The sequence below is a fragment of the Pseudomonas sp. TH08 genome, from assembly GCF_016651275.1.
In the GTDB taxonomy this organism is placed as follows: domain Bacteria; phylum Pseudomonadota; class Gammaproteobacteria; order Pseudomonadales; family Pseudomonadaceae; genus Aquipseudomonas.
The window spans coordinates 1,161,205-1,180,531 of sequence record NZ_JAEKEE010000001.1 but is presented as its reverse complement, the minus strand read 5'-3'; the positions used below and the strand labels follow the sequence as shown (position 1 = coordinate 1,180,531).

At 59.7% G+C, this 19,327-nt stretch carries 15 protein-coding genes; 7 read left to right on the top strand and 8 right to left on the bottom strand.

Annotated features, from left to right (window positions below; genetic code table 11):
* The first annotated feature begins 11 nt into the window (after positions 1–11).
* The gene (pdxY, locus tag JFT91_RS05570) at positions 12–884 is read left to right on the top strand and encodes a pyridoxal kinase PdxY (RefSeq protein WP_201229424.1); all 873 of its coding nucleotides are present in this window, start codon (positions 12–14) and stop codon (positions 882–884) included.
* Positions 885–985: 101 nt separating this feature from the next.
* Here pdxY and JFT91_RS05565 read toward each other — a convergent pair whose 3' ends face one another.
* On the bottom strand, positions 986–1,468 hold the full coding sequence (locus JFT91_RS05565) for an acyl-CoA thioesterase (RefSeq protein WP_003229693.1): 483 nt from the start codon (positions 1,466–1,468) through the stop codon (positions 986–988).
* Between the two features lie 279 nt (positions 1,469–1,747).
* Between JFT91_RS05565 and JFT91_RS05560 the strand changes: the two genes are divergently transcribed.
* Positions 1,748–3,511 carry a cation:proton antiporter gene (locus JFT91_RS05560; protein WP_201229422.1) on the top strand — a complete coding sequence of 588 codons (1,764 nt, stop codon included), beginning with the start codon at positions 1,748–1,750 and terminating at the stop codon, positions 3,509–3,511.
* A gap of 21 nt (positions 3,512–3,532) precedes the next feature.
* Here the strand turns inward: JFT91_RS05560 and JFT91_RS05555 are convergent, their stop codons facing one another.
* The 4 genes from JFT91_RS05555 to uvrD form a co-directional block, all read right to left on the bottom strand.
* On the bottom strand, positions 3,533–3,940 hold the full coding sequence (locus JFT91_RS05555; RefSeq protein WP_003187120.1) for an SMI1/KNR4 family protein: 408 nt from the start codon (positions 3,938–3,940) through the stop codon (positions 3,533–3,535).
* Positions 3,941–4,078: 138 nt separating this feature from the next.
* Positions 4,079–4,954, bottom strand: a complete 876-nt coding sequence (locus JFT91_RS05550; protein ID WP_201231768.1) for a Tim44 domain-containing protein — start codon at positions 4,952–4,954, stop codon at positions 4,079–4,081.
* Positions 4,955–5,130: 176 nt separating this feature from the next.
* Positions 5,131–5,571, bottom strand: a complete 441-nt coding sequence (locus JFT91_RS05545) for an EamA family transporter (RefSeq protein ID WP_016984014.1) — start codon at positions 5,569–5,571, stop codon at positions 5,131–5,133.
* A 142-nt stretch (positions 5,572–5,713) separates the two neighbouring features.
* Positions 5,714–7,897 carry a DNA helicase II gene (gene uvrD / locus JFT91_RS05540; protein ID WP_201229415.1) on the bottom strand — a complete coding sequence of 728 codons (2,184 nt, stop codon included), beginning with the start codon at positions 7,895–7,897 and terminating at the stop codon, positions 5,714–5,716.
* A 257-nt stretch (positions 7,898–8,154) separates the two neighbouring features.
* Here uvrD and JFT91_RS05535 point away from each other — a divergent pair, with 257 nt between their 5' ends.
* The 3 genes from JFT91_RS05535 (at position 8,155) to JFT91_RS05525 (ending at position 12,459) form a co-directional block, all read left to right on the top strand.
* Positions 8,155–11,028, top strand: a complete 2,874-nt coding sequence (locus JFT91_RS05535; RefSeq protein ID WP_201231767.1) for a putative bifunctional diguanylate cyclase/phosphodiesterase — start codon at positions 8,155–8,157, stop codon at positions 11,026–11,028.
* A 127-nt stretch (positions 11,029–11,155) separates the two neighbouring features.
* Positions 11,156–12,022, top strand: coding sequence for a transcriptional regulator HexR (gene hexR, locus JFT91_RS05530; RefSeq protein ID WP_008078846.1), 867 nt, complete (start codon positions 11,156–11,158; stop codon positions 12,020–12,022).
* Between the two features lie 233 nt (positions 12,023–12,255).
* The gene (locus tag JFT91_RS05525; RefSeq protein ID WP_095188667.1) at positions 12,256–12,459 is read left to right on the top strand and encodes a PA3496 family putative envelope integrity protein; all 204 of its coding nucleotides are present in this window, start codon (positions 12,256–12,258) and stop codon (positions 12,457–12,459) included.
* Here the strand turns inward: JFT91_RS05525 and JFT91_RS05520 are convergent.
* Positions 12,401–13,363: a LysR family transcriptional regulator gene (locus JFT91_RS05520; protein ID WP_201147255.1), complete on the bottom strand. Its 963-nt coding sequence runs from the start codon at positions 13,361–13,363 to the stop codon at positions 12,401–12,403. The two genes, JFT91_RS05525 and JFT91_RS05520, sit on opposite strands and share 59 nt — an antisense overlap.
* A gap of 190 nt (positions 13,364–13,553) precedes the next feature.
* Here JFT91_RS05520 and JFT91_RS05515 point away from each other — a divergent pair, with 190 nt between their 5' ends.
* Together JFT91_RS05515 and oadA are read left to right on the top strand one after the other, a co-directional pair.
* Positions 13,554–14,969, top strand: a complete 1,416-nt coding sequence (locus JFT91_RS05515) for an acetyl-CoA carboxylase biotin carboxylase subunit (RefSeq protein WP_201229412.1) — start codon at positions 13,554–13,556, stop codon at positions 14,967–14,969.
* A 10-nt stretch (positions 14,970–14,979) separates the two neighbouring features.
* The gene (gene oadA, locus JFT91_RS05510; RefSeq protein ID WP_077575109.1) at positions 14,980–16,788 is read left to right on the top strand and encodes a sodium-extruding oxaloacetate decarboxylase subunit alpha; all 1,809 of its coding nucleotides are present in this window, start codon (positions 14,980–14,982) and stop codon (positions 16,786–16,788) included.
* 113 nt (positions 16,789–16,901) lie between these two features.
* Here oadA and JFT91_RS05505 read toward each other — a convergent pair whose 3' ends face one another.
* Both JFT91_RS05505 and JFT91_RS29910 read right to left on the bottom strand, forming a co-directional pair.
* The gene (locus JFT91_RS05505) at positions 16,902–18,704 is read right to left on the bottom strand and encodes an autotransporter domain-containing protein (protein WP_347340623.1); all 1,803 of its coding nucleotides are present in this window, start codon (positions 18,702–18,704) and stop codon (positions 16,902–16,904) included.
* Between the two features lie 26 nt (positions 18,705–18,730).
* Positions 18,731–19,144, bottom strand: a complete 414-nt coding sequence (locus JFT91_RS29910) for a hypothetical protein (RefSeq protein WP_201231766.1) — start codon at positions 19,142–19,144, stop codon at positions 18,731–18,733.
* Between the last annotated feature and the right edge of the window lie 183 nt (positions 19,145–19,327).

Below are 19,327 nucleotides of genomic sequence, written 5' to 3'. Positions count from 1 at the left end.
GAAAAACCCGAATGAAACGTACGCCTCATCTGCTCGCCATTCAGTCCCATGTGGTGTTCGGCCATGCCGGCAACAGCGCCGCGGTTTTCCCGATGCAGCGGGTCGGGGTGAATGTCTGGCCGCTCAACACCGTGCAGTTTTCCAATCACACCCAGTACGGCCAGTGGGCGGGCGAAGTGCTGCCGCCACAGCAGATCCCCGAGCTGGTCGAAGGCATCGCCGCCATTGGCGAGCTGGGCAACTGTGATGCGGTGCTGTCCGGTTACCTCGGCAGTGCGGCGCAAGGACGGGCGATTCTCAGCGGCGTCGAACGCATCAAGTCGGTCAATCCGAAGGCTTTGTATCTGTGCGATCCAGTCATGGGCCATCCCGAGAAAGGTTGCAGCGTGCCGACCGAGGTCAGCGACTTCCTGCTGGAAGAAGCGGCGGCCGTGGCGGACATCATGTGCCCGAACCAACTGGAACTGGACAGCTTCTCCGGGCGCAAACCGCAGTCGCTGTTCGATTGCCTGGCGATGGCGCGAGCCTTGTTGGCGCGCGGGCCGAAAGCGGTGCTGGTCAAGCATCTGGATTATCCGGGCAAACCGGCAGAGGGTTTCGAGATGTTGTTGGTGACGGCAGATGGCAGTTGGCACCTGCGCCGTCCGTTGCTGGCGTTTCCGCGCCAGCCGGTGGGCGTGGGCGATCTGACGTCCGGTCTGTTCCTGGCGCGCGTACTGCTCGGCGACAGTCTGGTGGCCGCGTTCGAATTCACCGCAGCGGCGGTGCATGAGGTGCTGCTGGAAACTCAGGCCTGCGCCAGTTATGAGCTGCAGCTGGTGCGAGCGCAGGATCGCATTGCGCATCCGCGGGTGAAGTTCGAAGCCACGCCGATCAGTCTTTAATCGCGTAATCGTTGAAAAAGATCGCAGCTTCCGGCAGCTCCTACAGGATTTCACATTCCCATGTAGGCGCTGCCGGAGGCTGTGATCTTTTGCTTTTGATCTCAGGCGTCGCCCTTGATCTCCTGATACCGCTTTTCCAGCTCCTGGCGGATCTGCCGGCGCTGCTGTGCCTGCATGTAACGACGCTTGTCTTCACTGTTCTGCGGTTGCAGCGGCGGCACCGCAGCAGGTTTGCGCTGATCGTCGACCGCGACCATGGTGAAGAAACAGCTGTTGGTGTGGCGCACCGAGCGTTCGCGGATGTTTTCGGTTACCACTTTGATACCGACTTCCATCGACGTATTGCCGGTGTAGTTGACCGAAGCGAGGAAGGTCACCAGTTCGCCGACATGGATCGGCTCGCGGAAAATCACCTGATCCACCGACAGGGTCACCACGTAACGGCCGGCGTAACGGCTGGCGCAGGCGTAAGCCACTTCGTCGAGGTATTTGAGCAGGGTGCCGCCGTGGACATTGCCAGAGAAGTTGGCCATGTCGGGTGTCATCAGTACCGTCATCGACAGCTGGGCGTTTCCGGGTTCCATAACGTTCTCACGGGTCAAGGCTGTTTGCTGGAAGCACCTCTGCGGGTGCCTGGTCGCTTTTCAAAAGCACCGTTATCGGGACGCCGGGCGACAGACTGTCGTCACGCCGGGATCGATCTGTTTCCTTATATTGCACCGCCTTCCAGCAGGAAGTCGCGGTGTTAACCTGCAAAAGCCCGCCCCAAGGGCAATTCCCACATAAAAATCGGATTTTTACTTAGCTCGTTCAGACCTTTCTGACGTCTGCTCGCGAGCCTCGTCATTCAAGGAGCCCACGCCATGCATGCCATCAGCTTTATTCAGGACCTGGCAGTGATCATGTTGGTCGCAGGCGTGGTGACCGTGTTGTTCCACCGTTTCAAGCAGCCGGTGGTGCTTGGCTACATCGTCGCCGGGTTCATCATTGGCCCGCACACGCCACCGTTCGGCCTGATCCACGACGAAGAAACCATCAAGACCCTCGCCGAGCTGGGGGTGATTTTCCTGATGTTCTGCCTCGGGCTGGAGTTCAGCCTGCGCAAGCTGTTCAAGGTCGGCGCCACGGCATTTATCGCGGCGTTCCTCGAAATCATCCTGATGATCTGGATCGGCTACGAAATCGGCCGCTGGTTCGACTGGAACACCATGGACTCGCTGTTCCTCGGCGCGATTCTGGCGATTTCCTCGACCACCATCATCGTCAAGGCGCTCAATGACCTGAAGATGAAGAACGAGCGCTTCGCGCAGTTGATCTTTGGCGTGCTGATCGTTGAAGACATCCTCGGCATCGGCATCATCGCGCTGCTATCAAGCATCGCGGTCAGCGGCACAGTCAGCTCCGGCGAAGTGTTTTCCACGGTCGGCAAGCTGTCGCTGTTCATGATCGTCGCACTGGTCATCGGTATTCTGCTGGTGCCGCGTCTGTTGGCTTATGTGGCCAAATTCGAAAGCAACGAAATGCTCCTGATCACCGTGCTGGGCCTGTGTTTCGGCTTCTGCCTGCTGGTGGTCAAGCTTGAGTACAGCATGGTGCTGGGTGCGTTCCTGATCGGCGCGATCATGGCCGAGTCGCGGCAACTGCTGAAAATCGAGCGGTTGATCGAGCCGGTTCGGGATCTGTTCAGTGCGATTTTCTTCGTCGCCATCGGCCTGATGCTCGACCCGCTGATCCTGCTGCAATACGCGTGGCCGATCGCGGTGATCACCGTCGCCGTGGTGCTGGGCAAGATGTTGTCCTGCGGGCTCGGTGCATTTATCGCCGGCAATGACGGACGTACCTCACTGCGGGTGGGCATGGGGCTGTCACAGATTGGCGAATTTTCCTTCATCATCGCCGCGCTGGGCATGACCTTGCAGGTCACCAGCAACTTCCTTTATCCCGTCGCAGTGGCGGTGTCGGTGATCACTACGCTGCTGACGCCATACCTGATTCGTGCGGCTGATCCCCTGTCGATCAAATTGTCGGCAGCGGTGCCCAAACGTCTCGGTCGCGTGCTTGGCATGTATGGCGAATGGCTGCGCAGCATTCAGCCGCAAGGCGAGGGCGCGATGCTGGCGTCGATTATCCGCAAGATTTTGCTGCAAGTCGGGGTCAACCTGGCGCTGGTAATCGCGATTTTCTTCAGCGGTGCGTTCTTTGCCGAACGCATCTCGGCGTGGCTGCAGGACTGGATCGCGGATCCGAGCTGGCAGAAGGCATTGATCTGGGGCGGGGCATTGTTGCTGTCGTTGCCGTTCCTGATCGCCGCCTATCGCAAGCTCAAGGCGCTGTCGATGCTGCTGGCGGAGATGGGCGTGAAGCCGGAGATGGCCGGGCGTCACACGCAGCGAGTGCGCCGGGTGATCTCCGAAGTGATCCCGATTCTCTCGCTGCTGGTGATTTTCCTGCTGTTGGCAGCCTTGTCGGCCAGTATCTTACCGACCAACAAGTTGCTGGTGCTGATCGCGGTGGTCGCGGCCGGCGTGGCGGCGCTGCTCTGGCGCTGGTTCATCCGCGTGCACACGCGGATGCAGGTGGCCCTGCTGGAAACCCTCGACAACCACAAGGAGTCGTCGGGGCATTGACCAAACGGGACGTTGGGGCGATCAGCTTTCCAGCCAGACGTCCCGCGCCCAGTGCCATACCGATTCCCAGGTTTCTTCGGCGATCAGCTCTTCTTCGGCCTGCCACAACACGACGGTGCCGTCTTCTTCGACGCAGTAGTAGTCATCGCCGTCCTGGCAGATCGGAATCAGGCTGCGGTCGACACCGGCATCCCAGGCGTTGGCGGCCACGTCCGGCAGATAGGTGTGCGATTGCGGGTCGGTGACGGTAACCGGCTCCAGGCTGCCATAGACCACATCACTGACCGTCAACAGGAATTCTCTGAAGACAAACGGGATATCGATGAACAGTTGTTCCTCGATTTCCACCAGCAGGTCTTCGTCAGGCAGCTCCAGTGGAACCGGTACGGGTTCGTTGGCTTCGCGCAGTTGTTCGATGATTTCTTCCACGTCCGGGATCCTCTTGCTTGAATGGCGCGGTTTATATGGGCCGGTTTATACAGTAGCTCGCTATAGATGCAACCGCGAAATAGAAAACCCCGGCCGAAGCCGGGGTTTTTATCACAACAAGTGAAGCGCAGGAGGGGATCAGCCGTTCTGGCGGATACCGGCGACCAGCCAAGGCTGGTTGTCGCCCTGCGGACGCTCCATGTTCCAGCTTTCGCTGAACACTTCGCCCTGGTCGAAACGCGAAGTCTTCGACACGCCGTTGAAAGTCAGGGTGGCGATGGTCTTGTCGGCGCGATCATCGACGCCATCCAGTTGTACCTGGAGGTTGTCGATGAAGGTCGACTGGAATGCATCGCCCAGATCTGCACGCTCACGCTTGAGGAACTCGAGCATTTGCGGGGTCACGAACTCGGCGATCTTGTCCATTTCGTTGGCGTCCCAGTGTTGCTGCAGGGCCTGGAAGTGGCTGCGTGCAGCTTCAAGGAAGCGCTGTTCGTTGAACCAGGCTGGCGCGTTGATCACCGGACGAGCGGCAGCGGGTGCCGCCGAACCCCCGAAAATCGAACCCATCGGCGAAGGGTTCTGCGGGACCGCTTCACGTTGCAGCGGCGCGCCGGCTGGAGCGAACTGCTCCTGTTGCTTGCGGCGACGAGCGGCAATGAAGCGGAAGATCACGAACGCGATCACAGCCATGATCAGGATGTCGAAGATCTGCATACCCTGGAAGCCGCCGCCCATGAACATGGACGCGAGCAAGCCACCGGCGGCGATACCGGCCAGAGGGCCGAGCCACTTCGAAGCGCCGCCAGCCTTGGCAGCAGCACCGGCGGCACCGGCAGCACCAGCGGTCGCCGCAGCGCCGCCCATGCCTGGAGAAGAAGGAGCCATCTGGCTGGTCTGGTGCGTCGGCGCAGCGCCGGCGCTTTTGCCACCACCAAAGCGCTTGGCATTGGCGTCGAGGCTCATCGTCAGGCCGATGCACAACGCCATGGCGATGCTAAGAAAACGTTTCATAAAGGGAATTCCCGTTTGTGGAGACACGCGCGCCATGTTGCACAGCTCAACTGTTACTGGCTAGCGAGAGAGTGTTTCGGGCTTTTGCCTGACAGGTTGCGTTCAGCTTGGAAGAGGCAAGAGGCCTTCTACCTTTTGGCTGTAGGAAAGCGCGACAGGTTCAGTGGGAAATGTACTTAGCGACGAAACGCCAGCATCACTACCCCGGCGGTGATCAAACCGATGCCGCCCCACTGGCGCAAATCAAGTTTCTCACCCAACAGAATTACGCCGAGCACCGCCACCAGCACCACGCTGAGCTTGTCCACCGGCGCGACCAGCGACGCCGGGCCGACTTTCAAGGCGCGGAAGTAGCACAGCCATGAAGCGCCGGTGCCCAGCCCGGATAACAGCAGGAACAAGTAACTCTTGGCGGAAATCGAGCCCAGTGACTGATATTGGCCTGTGGCGTACAGAATCAACGCCAGACTGACGAGCACCACGATGGTGCGCAGCAGGGTGGCGAAATCGGAATTGACGTTCTCAATGCCGACTTTGGCGAAGATCGCCGTCAGCGCGGCGAAGGTCGCCGAAAGCAGAGCCCAGAATGTCCAGGAAGAGAAGAAGCCTGAGCCCATCGACATATCCTTGATCAAGGAGCTGACAGAGCCTTGTAGGAGTGAGCCTGCTCGCGATGAGGCAGTTTCAGACAATACATATTGAATGAAAAATCGCTATCGCGAGCAGGCTCACTCCTACAGAAAGCAATCGAGCAAGGCTTCAGATCGCCTCCAGCTTCGCGTAACCCAGCATCAGCCACTTGCTGCCTTCGCTGAAGTTCACCTGCACTCGCGCCTGCGCGCCGGCACCTTCGAAGTTGAGGATCACGCCGTCGCCGAAAATCGAATGGCGCACTGCCTGGCCGAGGCTGAAACCCGTTTCTGGAATTTCGCTGCCGCTGAACAGGTTGCTGCCGCTCATCGACTGGTTGCCGCCAAACGGTCGGCTGACGCTGTTCGACAAGCGCACTTCCTGAATCAGGCCTTTCGGCACTTCACGGACGAAACGCGAAACCTTGTTATAGGTTTCACTGCCGTACAGGCGTCGGGTTTCAGCATAGGTCATCACCAGGTTCTGCATCGCCCGCGTGATGCCGACATAGGCCAGGCGTCGTTCTTCCTCAAGACGACCCGGTTCTTCCAGGCTCATCTTGTGCGGGAACAGGCCTTCTTCCATGCCGACGAGGAACACGTAGGGGAATTCCAGGCCTTTGGCGCTGTGCAGCGTCATCAGTTGAATGCTGTCTTCGTGCTCGTCGGCCTGAGTGTCGCCAGCCTCCAGCGACGCGTGGCCGAGGAACGCTGCCAATGGCGTCAGTTCTTCGTCTTCTTCGTTGTTCTCGAAGTTGCGCGCGGCGCTGACCAGTTCCTCAAGGTTTTCTACCCGCGCCTGGCCTTTCTCGCCTTTTTCCGCTTCGTGATAGGCGATCAGGCCGGACTGCTCGATGACGGTTTGCGTCATCAAGTGCAACGGCATGTCCATGCACTTGGCGGCAAGGTTCTCGATCAGCTCGATAAACGCGCCCAGCGCACCGGCGGCACGGCCGGTCAGGCCTTTATTGGCGACCAGTTGGCGCATCGCTTCCCACATCGACACATCGCTGTGACGGGCGTGGTCGCGGATCGCTTCGACGGTTTTCTCGCCGATGCCACGGGCCGGAACGTTGATCACCCGTTCCAGCGCGGCATCGTTGCCGCGACCTTCGAGCAGGCGCAGATACGCCATGGCGTTCTTGATTTCCGCGCGCTCGAAGAAGCGTTGGCCGCCATAGATGCGGTACGGAATGCGTTCGCGCAGCAAGGCTTCTTCAAGAACGCGCGATTGGGCGTTGGAGCGGTACAAAATCGCGATATCGCTACGTGCCAAGCCGGTTTTCAGCGCGCTTTCGATGGTTTCGACAACGTAGCGTGCTTCGTCGTGTTCGTTGAACGCAGCGTACAGATTGATCGCCTCGCCGTCGCCGCCATCGGTCCACAACTCTTTGCCGAGACGTCCGGTGTTGTTGGCAATCAGCGCGTTGGCAGCCTTGAGGATGCCGGCGGTGGAGCGGTAGTTCTGTTCCAGACGAATGGTCACCGAATCGGCGAAGTCGGAGGAGTACTGATGAATGTTCTCGATCTTCGCGCCGCGCCAGCCGTAAATCGATTGGTCGTCGTCGCCGACCACCATCAGGCTGTCGCCGCCCTTGCCGAGCAGGCGCAACCAGGCGTACTGCACGGCGTTGGTGTCCTGGAATTCGTCGACGAGGATGTGGCGGAAACGCTTCTGATAATGCGCCAGCAGGCCCGGATGATCGCGCCACAGGTCGAGGGCGCGCAGGAGCAGTTCGGAGAAGTCGATGACGCCGGCGCGCAGGCACGCCGCCTCGTAAGCTTCGTAAATGCTGCGCATGGTCGCCAGGTACAAGTCGCCGCTGGCTTGAATGTGTTGCGGGCGCAGACCTTCGTCTTTCTGCCCGTTGATGAACCACTGAGCCTGACGGGCCGGCCAGCGTTGCTCGTCCAGCCCCAGCTCACGGATCACCCGCTTGACCAGCCGTTGCTGATCGTCGCTGTCGAGAATCTGGAAGGTCTGGCTCAGCCCGGCTTCCTGCCAATGTGCCCGCAGCAAGCGGTGCGCCAGGCCGTGGAAGGTGCCGACCCACATGCCGGCCGGGTTGATACCCAGCAACTGCTCGATGCGATGACGCATCTCGGCAGCGGCCTTGTTGGTGAAGGTCACCGACAGAATTGAGTGAGGCGAGGCGTTTTCGACCTGGATCAACCAGGCGATACGGTGCACCAGCACTCGGGTTTTACCGGAACCGGCGCCGGCCAGGACCAACTGACGACCAACGGGGGCTGCTACGGCCTGGCGTTGGGCATCGTTGAGGGAGTTCAGCAGAAGGGAGAGATCATCGCGCATCGGGGCATTCTAGGGTGCGCCGCAGGCCCGGGCAAACCGAGCTTTGCATTAGCCGATGAAAGTCCTGCCGATGACGACCGGTCGGTCACCGGCTACAGGCGTCAGCCCGTCTCGCTTTGCGGGTTTTGCCGGTGCCACGGTCGGGAAAAGTTTCGCGCAAATTATGATCTGGAGCAGTTTGGCAACGGGATCTGCTTGTGTATGCTCCGTCCACGTTTCGGGCGCACGCCCTCCTTATAAGAACAAGAACGTTGCCCATGACCCTCAGCTCCGAACTGTCGGGCCCCTCTGTGGAACCCCGGGTTGTCCGCAAGCACTACGCAACCGAAATGGCGGTCGAGCGCACGCGCCTGCTGTATCAGGGTTCTTTATTGCCCACGCTGTTCATGTTGATCAATGGTCTGGTCTGCGCCGGTTTGCTCTGGAGCCCGCAGCGTTACTTCGTGGTCAGCGTCTGGCTGGTCTGGTTGCTTTCGCTGGTCGCCCTGCGGGTGATACAGGTGGCAGCGTTTGATTCGGCAATCCCCAATCGTCAGGCCCAACCCATCTGGCGCCGAATGTTTCTGCTCGGCTCGACCATGACCGGCCTGACGCTCGCCGGTGCCGGCATCGCATTGGTGCCCGCCGACAACTTCATGCAGCAAGCCTGGGTGTTCGGCCTGATCGGCGCGGCGACCCTGTCAGCCAGTGTCGCCTATGCGGTGAGCCTGCCGGCGTTCCTGTCCTTTACCTTGCCGTGCCTGCTGCCGGCCATCGGTTATCTGTTTTGGGGCGGCGATGAGCTGGCGCGTGGCTGGGGTTGGCTCGGGTTGATCCTGTTGGGCTCGCTGAGCGTGGTGGCGTGGCAGGTCAATCGACTAATTGATCGCGGTTTGCTGCGGCGTTTCCAGAATCAGCACCTGATCGAACATTTGCAGCAGACGCAGTCGCGCAGCGAGCAGCTCAATCAGGAGTTGGCCAAGGAAATCGAGCATCGCCGCTGCGCCGAGGGCAAGTTGCGCGAAGCGCAGGTCGAACTGGAAGACCGTGTCGCGCAACGTAGCCGAGAGCTGGACGCCGCCAACCAGGCCCTGAGCAAAAGCGAAGCCCGTCTGGCGCTGGCGTTGAAGGCCAGTGAGCTGGGGTTGTGGGACTGGAACCTGCAAACCGACGAAGTCCACCACACGCAGATTCAGGAGTTGTTCGGCCTCGCCCCGGAATACGTCACGGCGATCCTGCGTGACCTCAAGCCGCGCCTGCATCCCGAAGACGTGCCGACGCTCAAAAACGCGCTGATCGAGCATTTGAAGGGCCGCACCGAGGACTATCAGATCGAGTACCGCGTGCGTCACGGTGATGGCCACTGGGTCTGGATCGAAGACCGTGGCCGCGCCGTCGAGCGTAGCGACAGCGGGCGGGTGATTCGCATGGTCGGCACTCGCCGCGACATCAGCGCCAGTAAAAGTGTGGAAGAGCAGCAGCGGCTGGCGGCAACGGTGTTCGAAGCCGCCAGCGAAGGCATTGTGATTCTCGACCCTGACTACGCGCTGATCGCAATCAATCAGGCGTTCAGTCGAGTCACTGGCTACGACATTGACGACATGCTCGGGCGCAACGTTGTGGAGTTGCCGTGCAGCCGCGACGCGCGCCGCCATTACGTTGCGATCCGTCATGCCCTGGAGCAACACGGCAGTTGGCAGGGCGAACTGGTCGAAACCCGCAAGAACGGCGAGCTGTATCCGCAATGGCTGCAACTGAGCGCGGTGCGCGATAGTCGGGGAAATGTCAGTCATATCGTCGGCTTCTTCGCCGATCTCTCGGCGCGGCGCGAATCCGAAGAGCGCATGCGTTATCTGACCCATTACGACGAACTGACCGGGCTGGCGAATCGCTCGTTGTTCCGCGAGCGTCTGCACGAAGCGCATCAGCGGGTTCGGCAGGGCGGGCGCCGCAGTCTGGCATTGCTGCATATCAATCTGGATCGCTTCAAATTGCTCAACGACAGCCTTGGCCACGAAGTCGCTGACCAGTTGCTGCAGAAAATGGCCCGACGGCTGGTGAATGCGTTGCCAGAAGCCGACACCATTGCGCGCTTATCCGGCGATGAATTCGCGGTGCTGTTCGATGCCTACGGCAATTTGTCGAGTCTGGCGCGGGTCGCTACGCGGTTATCGACCAAGTTGCGCTTGCCGCTGACGGTGGACGGGCATGAGCTGGTGGTCAGCGCCTCGATGGGCATCAGCATGCTGCCGGACAATGCCCGTGAGATCTCCGCGCTGGTCAGCCGGTCGAACATGGCCATGCAGCATGCCAAACACTTGGGTGGCAATAACTTCCAGTTCTACACCGACAGCTTGCAGGCCAGCACCCTGGAGCGTTTGCAACTGGAAAACCAGTTGCGCAAAGCCATTGATGACCAACAGCTCAAAGTCTTTTATCAGCCGAAACTGTGCCTGCAAAGCGGCCGGTTGAATGCGGCGGAAGCGCTGGTGCGCTGGGACCATCCAACCATGGGGCGGGTGCCGCCGGGGGATTTCATCGGGCTGGCCGAGGAAACCGGATTGATCGGGCCGATTGGCGAATTCGTCCTGCGGCAGGCCTGCTGGCAGGCGTGCGAATGGCAGCGTCAGGGCCTTGAGCCGATCCGCGTTTCGGTGAACTTGTCGGTGCATCAGTTGCGTCAGGGCAAGCTGGTCAGTCTGGTGCGCCAAGTGCTGGAGGAAACCGGCCTGGCGCCGCACTACCTCGAGCTGGAGCTGACTGAAAGCCAGTTGCTCGACAGCGTCGAGCACATCATCGCGACCTTCCAGCAACTGCGCGATCTAGGCGTGAAACTGGCCATCGACGACTTTGGCACCGGCTATTCGTCGCTCAGTTACCTCAAACGCATTCCGGTGGATTACGTGAAGATCGATCAGGCGTTCATTCGTGGGCTGGGGGAGGGCAGTGAAGACGCGGCGATCACCCGCGCGATCATCGCCATGGCCCATGGACTGTCGTTGAAAGTGGTGGCGGAGGGCGTTGAACGCCAGGAGCAACTGGAGTTTTTACGCGCCGAACGCTGCGATGAAGTGCAGGGCTATCTGATCAGCCGTCCGGTGGAAGCCGCCGTTCTGGCCGGGCTTTTACGCGAACAGAGCAATCCGTATTAAGGGCTACATGCACGCCATCGCGCCTGATACGGGGGCATGGAGTTACGCATTGAGCAGGCAAAAAGCCAATTCATGTAGTATAACTACAAGCGTGCTACATCCTTGCCCATAAGAAGAGTCCAGCCCCTTGAATCTGCTGCAACACATCGCCCAATCACGTCACCTGTTACGCAAGTCGGAGCTCAAGGTCGCCGACCACGTGCTGCTTGACCCTGCGGCGGTGATGCACAGTTCCATGGCCGACCTGGCCCACAGCGTCGGCATCAGCGAACCGACCATCGTGCGCTTCTGTCGCGCCATTGGTTGCTCGGGTTTTCAGGATCTGAAACTGAAGCTGGCGCAGAGCCTGGCCGCCGGTGCCAGTTTCGGCCAGTTCGCGATCCACGAAGACGACTCGGTCGCCGATTACAGCCTGAAGATTTTCGACACCACCCTGCACACGTTGATGGAGGTTCGCGAGAAGCTTGATCCGATTGAGTTGCAGCGCGCGGTGACGCTGATGTCGCAGGCGCAGCGTGTCGAGTTCTACGGCTTTGGCGCGTCAGGCGCGGTGGCGGCGGATGCGCAGCACAAGTTCTTCCGTTTGCTGCTGACCGCAGCGGCGTATTCCGATCCGCACATGCAGGCAATGTCGGCGGTGACCTTGAAGCCGACCGATGTGGCGATCTGTATTTCGCAGTCCGGGCGTTCGAAGGATCTGTTGATCACCGCCAATCTGGTGCGCGAGAGCGGGGCTTCGCTGATTACCTTGTGCCCGAGTCAGACGCCGTTGGCTGAATTGTCGACCGTCAACCTCGCGATCGATGTGCATGAAGACACTGAAATCTATACGCCGCTGACGTCGCGTATCGCGCACCTTGTGGTGATTGATGTGTTGGCGATGGGCGTGGCGATGGCGCGCGGGCCGAGCCTGGTCAACCACCTCAAGAGCGTAAAGCGCAGCCTGCGCAGCTTGCGTCTGTCGCCTAAGGCCGCGAAAGCTCTGGATGATTAAAGCAAGGTCGTTCCGACCTTAATCGCTAGCAGGCGCGCTCCCACAGGGGATCTCCTCTGATACAAATTCTGTGTCATACCGAGATCAAATGTGGGAGCGAGCCTGCTCGCGAAGGCGTCCTCAACTAAACCAAAACCCTGCGCAAGATTCATCGCACTGTCATCCGCGAGAAGCCAAACCGTCATCCCCCACGCCTATCGTGAAACTCCCGTCATCGCCTTGGGAGACTCGAAATGGCTCAGCCCTACGAAGAACGCAACAGCGCAGCGAAAACCCGTCGTCAGCAGGAAGACCAGCGCCGCATGGAATTTCGCCGCGCCATCGAAGATCGCTTCGAACTTCGCCAGCTTCAAGCCGAAATAGGCGACTTTCCCGAGATCAATCACTGGCAGGCAGCGCCCGCAGCTTCCCGTCGAAGCGCTCAACCAGCGCGCTGATCTGCACGCGCTCGCTGCGGATAAACGCCAGGAAGGCGTGCGCCACCGGTGACAGCCGTTTGGCCTTGGCTTGCACCAGGCACCAGCTGCGCAGCAGCGGCAGTTCCTCGACCGGCAACTCGACGAGGCCGCCGGTCGCCAGCTCCAGGTTCAGGGCGTGGCGCGTCAACAGCGCCAGGCCCAGACCTGCCACCACGCATTCACGCTGAGCTTCGGCCGAGGCCACTTCCTGGGTCTGGGTGAAGTGCACGCGCTTCTCTTTGAAATACTCTTCGCAGGCCAGTCGCGTGCCCGAGCCCGGCTCGCGGATCAGCAGCGTGTACGGCTCAAGATCCTGCAAGCGCAGCGGGCCCATGTGCGCCAGCGGATGATCCGGTCGCGCCACGGCGACAATCGGATTGTTCAGAAACGGCAGGAATTCCAGGCCCATGTCCTGCGGCACCATCGACATGATCACCAGATCATCGCGGTTGTCCGATAGTCGTCGGATCACTTGGCCACGGTTGACCACGGTCAGTTGCAGATTCACTTCCGGATGCTGGCGCTTGAACGCCGCAAACAGATGCGGGACGAAGTACTTGGCGCTGGATTCCACTGCGAGCTTCAGTTGGCCCTGCAGCGAACCCTGCATATCCGACAGCTGCATATCAAGGTTTTCCAGACGCCCGAAAATGTCTCGGCTGGCACGCTGAAGGGCTTCCGCGGCTTCGGTCATGTAGAGTTTTTTGCCGACGTAATCGAATAATGGCTGCCCGATCAGCTCTTCCAGCTGGCGAATCTGCAGGCTGACCGCCGGTTGCGTCAGAGACATTTCATCTGCGGCACGGCTATAAGAGCGCAAATCACACACTTCGTTGAAAATCTGCAACTGACGTAATGTCATACGCATCAAGGACTTACGCATTTTTTATAGGCTCTGACGGCGGGCTGGTGTTTCAACTATAAGTCTTTGCTTATGCCTGACCCAATTTTTATTCATTTTTGTTAATCCCTCATGAGCGCTAGTGTGGGGTCGCGACTAAATTGAAACATTTGGTCACGCGTCGACCTGGGTCTAGCAGGTCGTGGTGCCACCGGCTCAAGGGAACCTCCAAGTGATAAAAAAGATCCTGATCGCCAACCGTGGTGAGATTGCCGTACGAATCGTGCGAGCCTGCGCCGAAATGGGCATTCGCTCGGTTGCGATTTTTTCCGACGCTGATCGCCATGCCTTGCATGTGAAGCGTGCGGATGAGGCCCACAGCATTGGTGCCGAGCCACTGGCCGGTTACCTGAACCCGCGCAAGCTGGTGAACCTGGCGGTTGAAACCGGCTGCGATGCGCTGCACCCCGGCTACGGTTTCCTCTCGGAAAACGCTGAGCTGGCAGATATCTGCGCCGAACGCGGGATCAAATTCATCGGCCCTTCGGCAGAAGTCATTCGCCGCATGGGCGACAAGACCGAAGCGCGCCGCAGCATGATCAAGGCCGGCGTACCGGTCACGCCGGGCACCGAAGGCAATGTCGCGGACATCACCGAAGCGTTGGCCGAAGGTGACCGTATCGGTTACCCGGTAATGCTCAAAGCCACCTCCGGTGGTGGTGGTCGCGGTATCCGTCGCTGCAACAGCCGCGAAGAACTCGAACAGAATTTCCCCCGGGTGATTTCCGAAGCCACCAAGGCTTTCGGTTCGGCGGAAGTGTTCCTGGAAAAATGCATCGTCAATCCCAAGCACATCGAAGCGCAGATCCTCGGCGACAGTTTCGGCAACGTCGTGCACCTGTTCGAGCGGGACTGTTCGATCCAGCGTCGTAACCAGAAGCTCATCGAAATCGCCCCGAGCCCGCAACTGACCCCGGAACAGCGTGCCTACATCGGCGACCTGTCGGTACGTGCGGCCAAGGCTGTGGGTTACGAGAACGCCGGCACCGTGGAGTTCTTGCTCGCCGAGGGCGAGGTGTACTTCATGGAGATGAACACCCGGGTGCAGGTGGAACACACCATCACCGAAGAAATCACCGGGATCGACATCGTCCGTGAACAGATTCGCATCGCTTCCGGCCTGCCGCTGTCGGTGAAGCAGGAAGACATTCAGCACCGTGGTTTCGCGTTGCAGTTTCGTATCAACGCCGAAGACCCGAAGAACAACTTCCTGCCGAGCTTCGGCAAGATCACCCGTTACTACGCCCCCGGCGGTCCGGGCGTGCGCACCGACACAGCGATCTACACAGGCTACACCATTCCGCCGTTCTACGACTCGATGTGCCTGAAACTGGTGGTCTGGGCACTGACCTGGGAAGAAGCGATGGACCGTGGCCTGCGCGCCCTCGACGACATGCGTCTGCAGGGTGTGAAAACCACCGCCGCGTACTACCAGGAAATCCTGCGCAATCCGGAATTCCGTAGTGGCCAGTTCAATACCAGCTTCGTTGAAAGCCACCCTGAACTGACCAACTACTCGATCAAGCGCAAACCCGAAGAGCTGGCCCTGGCCATCGCCGCCGCCATCGCCGCCCACGCAGGCCTATGAGGAGATACCAATGACTAAGAAGATCTTCGTTACCGATACCATCCTGCGCGACGCTCACCAATCGCTGCTCGCCACCCGCATGCGCACCGAAGACATGCTGCCGATCTGCGACAAGCTCGACAAAGTCGGCTACTGGTCGCTGGAGTGCTGGGGCGGCGCGACCTTCGACGCCTGCGTACGCTTTCTGAAAGAAGACCCGTGGGAGCGTCTGCGCCAACTGCGCGCGGCGTTGCCTAACACACGTCTGCAAATGCTTCTGCGCGGCCAGAACCTGCTGGGCTACCGCCACTACAGCGACGACGTGGTCAAAGCCTTCGTCGCCAAGGCTGCAGTCAACGGCATCGACGTGTTCCGCATCTTCGATGCGATGAACGACGTGCGTAACCTGCGCGTGGCTATCGAAGCGGTGAAAGCTGCCGGCAAACATGCTCAAGGCACCATCGCCTACACCACCAGCCCGGTGCACACCATTGACGCTTTTGTTGCGCAAGCCAAGCAAATGGAAGCCATGGGTTGCGACTCGGTGGCGATCAAGGACATGGCCGGTCTGCTGACCCCTTACGCCACCGGTGAACTGGTTCGCGCACTGAAAGCCGAGCAGTCGCTGCCGGTGTTCATCCACTCGCACGACACCGCCGGTCTGGCGACCATGTGCCAGCTCAAGGCCATCGAAAACGGCGCCGACCACATCGACACGGCGATCTCCAGTTTCGCCTCGGGCACCAGCCACCCTGGCACCGAGTCGATGGTCGCGGCCCTTAAAGGCACTGAGTACGACACCGGCCTCAATCTGGAACTGCTGCAGGAAATCGGCCTGTACTTCTACGCCGTGCGCAAGAAGTACCACCAGTTCGAAAGCGAGTTCACCGCCGTCGACACCCGAGTGCAAGTCAACCAGGTGCCGGGCGGGATGATCTCCAACCTCGCCAACCAGCTGAAAGAGCAGGGCGCTCTCAACCGCATGGCCGAAGTGTTGGCAGAAATCCCGCGGGTGCGTGAAGACCTCGGCTTCCCGCCGCTGGTGACGCCGACTTCGCAGATCGTCGGCACTCAGGCGTTCTTCAACGTGCTGGCCGGCGAGCGCTACAAGACCATCACCAACGAAGTGAAGCTTTACTTGCAGGGCGGCTATGGCAAGGCGCCGGGCGTGGTTAACGAAAAACTGCGTCGTCAGGCCATCGGCAGCGAAGAAGTCATCGACGTGCGTCCGGCCGACCTGCTCAAGCCGGAAATGACCAAACTGCGTGCCGACATCGGCGCACTGGCCAAGTCGGAAGAAGACGTTCTGACCTTCGCCATGTTCCCGGACATCGGCCGCAAGTTCCTTGAGGAGCGTGCCGCCGGCACCCTCACGCCGGAAGTGCTGTTGCCGATTCCTGAAGCGGGTGGTGTGACAAAAGCAGGCGGCGAAGGCGTACCGACCGAGTTCGTCATCGACGTTCACGGCGAGACCTATCGCGTCGACATCACCGGTGTCGGTGTGAAGGCTGAAGGCAAGCGTCACTTCTACCTGTCCATCGACGGCATGCCGGAAGAAGTGGTGTTCGAACCGCTCAACGAATTCGTCGGCGGTGGCAGCAGCAAGCGCAAACAAGCGTCGGCTCCCGGCCATGTCAGCACCACCATGCCGGGCAACATCGTTGATGTGCTGGTCAAGGAGGGCGACACCGTGAAGGCTGGCCAGGCTGTACTGATCACCGAAGCGATGAAGATGGAAACCGAAGTCCAGGCAGCCATTGCCGGCAAGGTCACCGCGATTCATGTGGCCAAGGGTGATCGGGTCAATCCGGGCGAAATTCTGATCGAAATCGAAGGCTGAGATAACGGCCGCGATCCAACGCTTTAAACCTCGGGGGGGCATGTGCTCCCCTTTTTTTTGCTTTTTTCCCTGTAGGAGCTGCCGCAGCCTGCGGCAGCTCCTACAGGGATCGGTTAGAACGCCATGCGCCATTGGCCCATTACGGCGGTGTTGCGGCTGTCAGATGCGATGTCCCCGGTGACGCCCATGCCCAGCGTGTGGTTGGCGGACAGGGCCAGATCGAGGCCGGCATCGAGTGACAGGCTGTTGCGATCCAGTTGTGCTCCGGCGATTTCGAAATCGATGCCACCGTTGAGCAATTGCTGGCGGGTGTGCTGGTCGAGTTCGCCATAGGTGTGTTTCCAGCCTGTGCTCAAGCGCGGAGTCAGTTGCATGCCGTTGTCCAGGGTGTTGGTTTTTGCCACACGCAGGCCGAAGGTGCTGTTCAAGTTGTTTTGCGATTGCCCGTGGACTTTCAACGCCGCGTGGCCACCTTTTTCGCTGTAGCTGTCGCGTTGATAGCGCTGATAACCCAGATTGGCGAAAGGTTCGAGCGTGACGTCTCCCTCGCCGAAGTTGTAACCCGCTTCGGCGAAGGCCTGTTGGGTGCTGGCGTCGTAACTGCCTTTGAGACGATCGCTGAAACCATTGAACGCCACTCGACGTTTGCTGCTGCCATCGTGGCTGGCATAGGTGGCGCCGAAACGCAGCGCCAATGGGCCGTCCTGGCGAACGGCATACGCACCGACGTGCCAGCTGTCGAGGTCGCCGTCGGAGTGTCGGGCATCCAGCTTCGTCTGCGATTTACCGCCGATGATCCCGACATGCCATTGCTCGTCGAGGCGCCAGTCAGCACCCGCAACCAGACCTTGAGTCGAGTGTTTCAGCGTGCTGTCGGTATCACGATCAATCTTGCCGCCATTGCCCAGTGCCTGCACCCAGACGCGACCGGAATCTAAACCGCCCGCCGCCTGGCGAGGTGAGTTGCCCGAGCCATGAGCGGGGCCGGTGCGGTTATCGAGTTGGCGCATGGCTGAGAGCATGCTGGTGCTCACGGGTGTGATACTACTCAGCGTGGCTTTGGCGAGGTTGGCGTTGCTGCCGGCGGCGAGTTGTTCCAGAGCGATAGCGGCTGTTTTGCTGTCGCTGGCCAGTATTGCGGCGACGGCCGTGTTGGCGGGTTTTTGCGGGGCTGAGGCTGGCGCTTCGACAGCTTCGCTGACCGGCGCAGTCACGAACTCATCCTGTATGGGTACTGAAGCTGACGTCGCAGCAGGAGCAGTCAATGAAGTGGAAGCGGTTGCTGTTGAAGCTGAATCCGAATCTGGTAGGGGAGTTGATGCCGTCAGCGGTGTCGACGGCGCGGGAGACGATGGCACCTGAGGCTCGACGATGCTGCCAGCAACCGCACGACCGCTGTCTGTAGTGGCGACGCTTTTCAGCGGTACATCATTGCGGGCGAAAGTCAGCCCAACGGATTTTTTGTTGTATTGAGGTGTGGCCGTCATAAAAGCCAGATCGTTCACGATCGTGCCGAACTCACCGTCAACCTTGGCGGCTTCGATGATTTTGTACGGACTGGTTGCTGGATACTCACCGGGAACAGCAACGACTTTCAGAGTGGCGCCACCAAGCTCGGCAGTGCCGTCGACTTTGATCGTTTGGCCACGACCTTCAGGCGTGACCTCATAGGCCAGCTCGGCTGTAGGGGACAGGCTCAGGTCGCCTTTGACCCGGGGGCTGCCATGCAATCCGTTGACTGTGAGCAGGCCGTTAACGTGCAGGTGTCTTACCGTCCCCTTACCCGCAAAACTGCCGCCCGTCTCGACATGTACATCGCCTTTGATGCTTCCCTTGTTGAAAAGCTTGCCGACGCTGATAGCACCACCCTCGATGCTGCCAAGGTTGGTCAGTGTGCCGTCGCGATCTACCAACACGCCTTCCGTGAAGTCTCCCTTGCTGCTCAGTGTCCAGTCTCCACGCAGGAGATGCAGTCCATTGAAATTATGGGTGTCTTTGATCGTTCCGCCATCAGCGGCGTTGAGTACCAGGTAGTTTTCTCCCCGTCACCGTCCAGGCGGCCACTGAAGCTGGCACCGTCTTTGAGAACGATGAAATCGTTGAGAGTAGTGCCCTGGAAAGTACTTTCGGGCGAGTCGAAGGAGATTGGAACGGTGTTTATATGAGTGGAAAAATCTTTGAGCTTTTGAAGAGCCGCTTCATATGGCGTGCTTTCCGGCAGCTCCGGGACTTCCATGATTGGAGGTGAGTCAGTCACTTGCGAAGGTAGCTGAGCGCTCGCAAGCTCTACGCCGCCAAGCGCCAGCGCAATGGCCAAAGCCAAGTGTTTTGGTTTGTATCGGTGTTGAACGGGCATCAAGTTAGGCCTCTTTTGACAGGAGACCAAACTCTATTGATGCGCCAGAAAATCCGATGTCGGCTACTTCCTGTGGCCTTGCAGGCGACGTCGGATCGTTTTGTAGAAAATCGCCACGGTGGTACGAACCGGTATTTTTACTCGGCTGCACCGATCCCTTTTCCTACAAGCAACACGGACCCC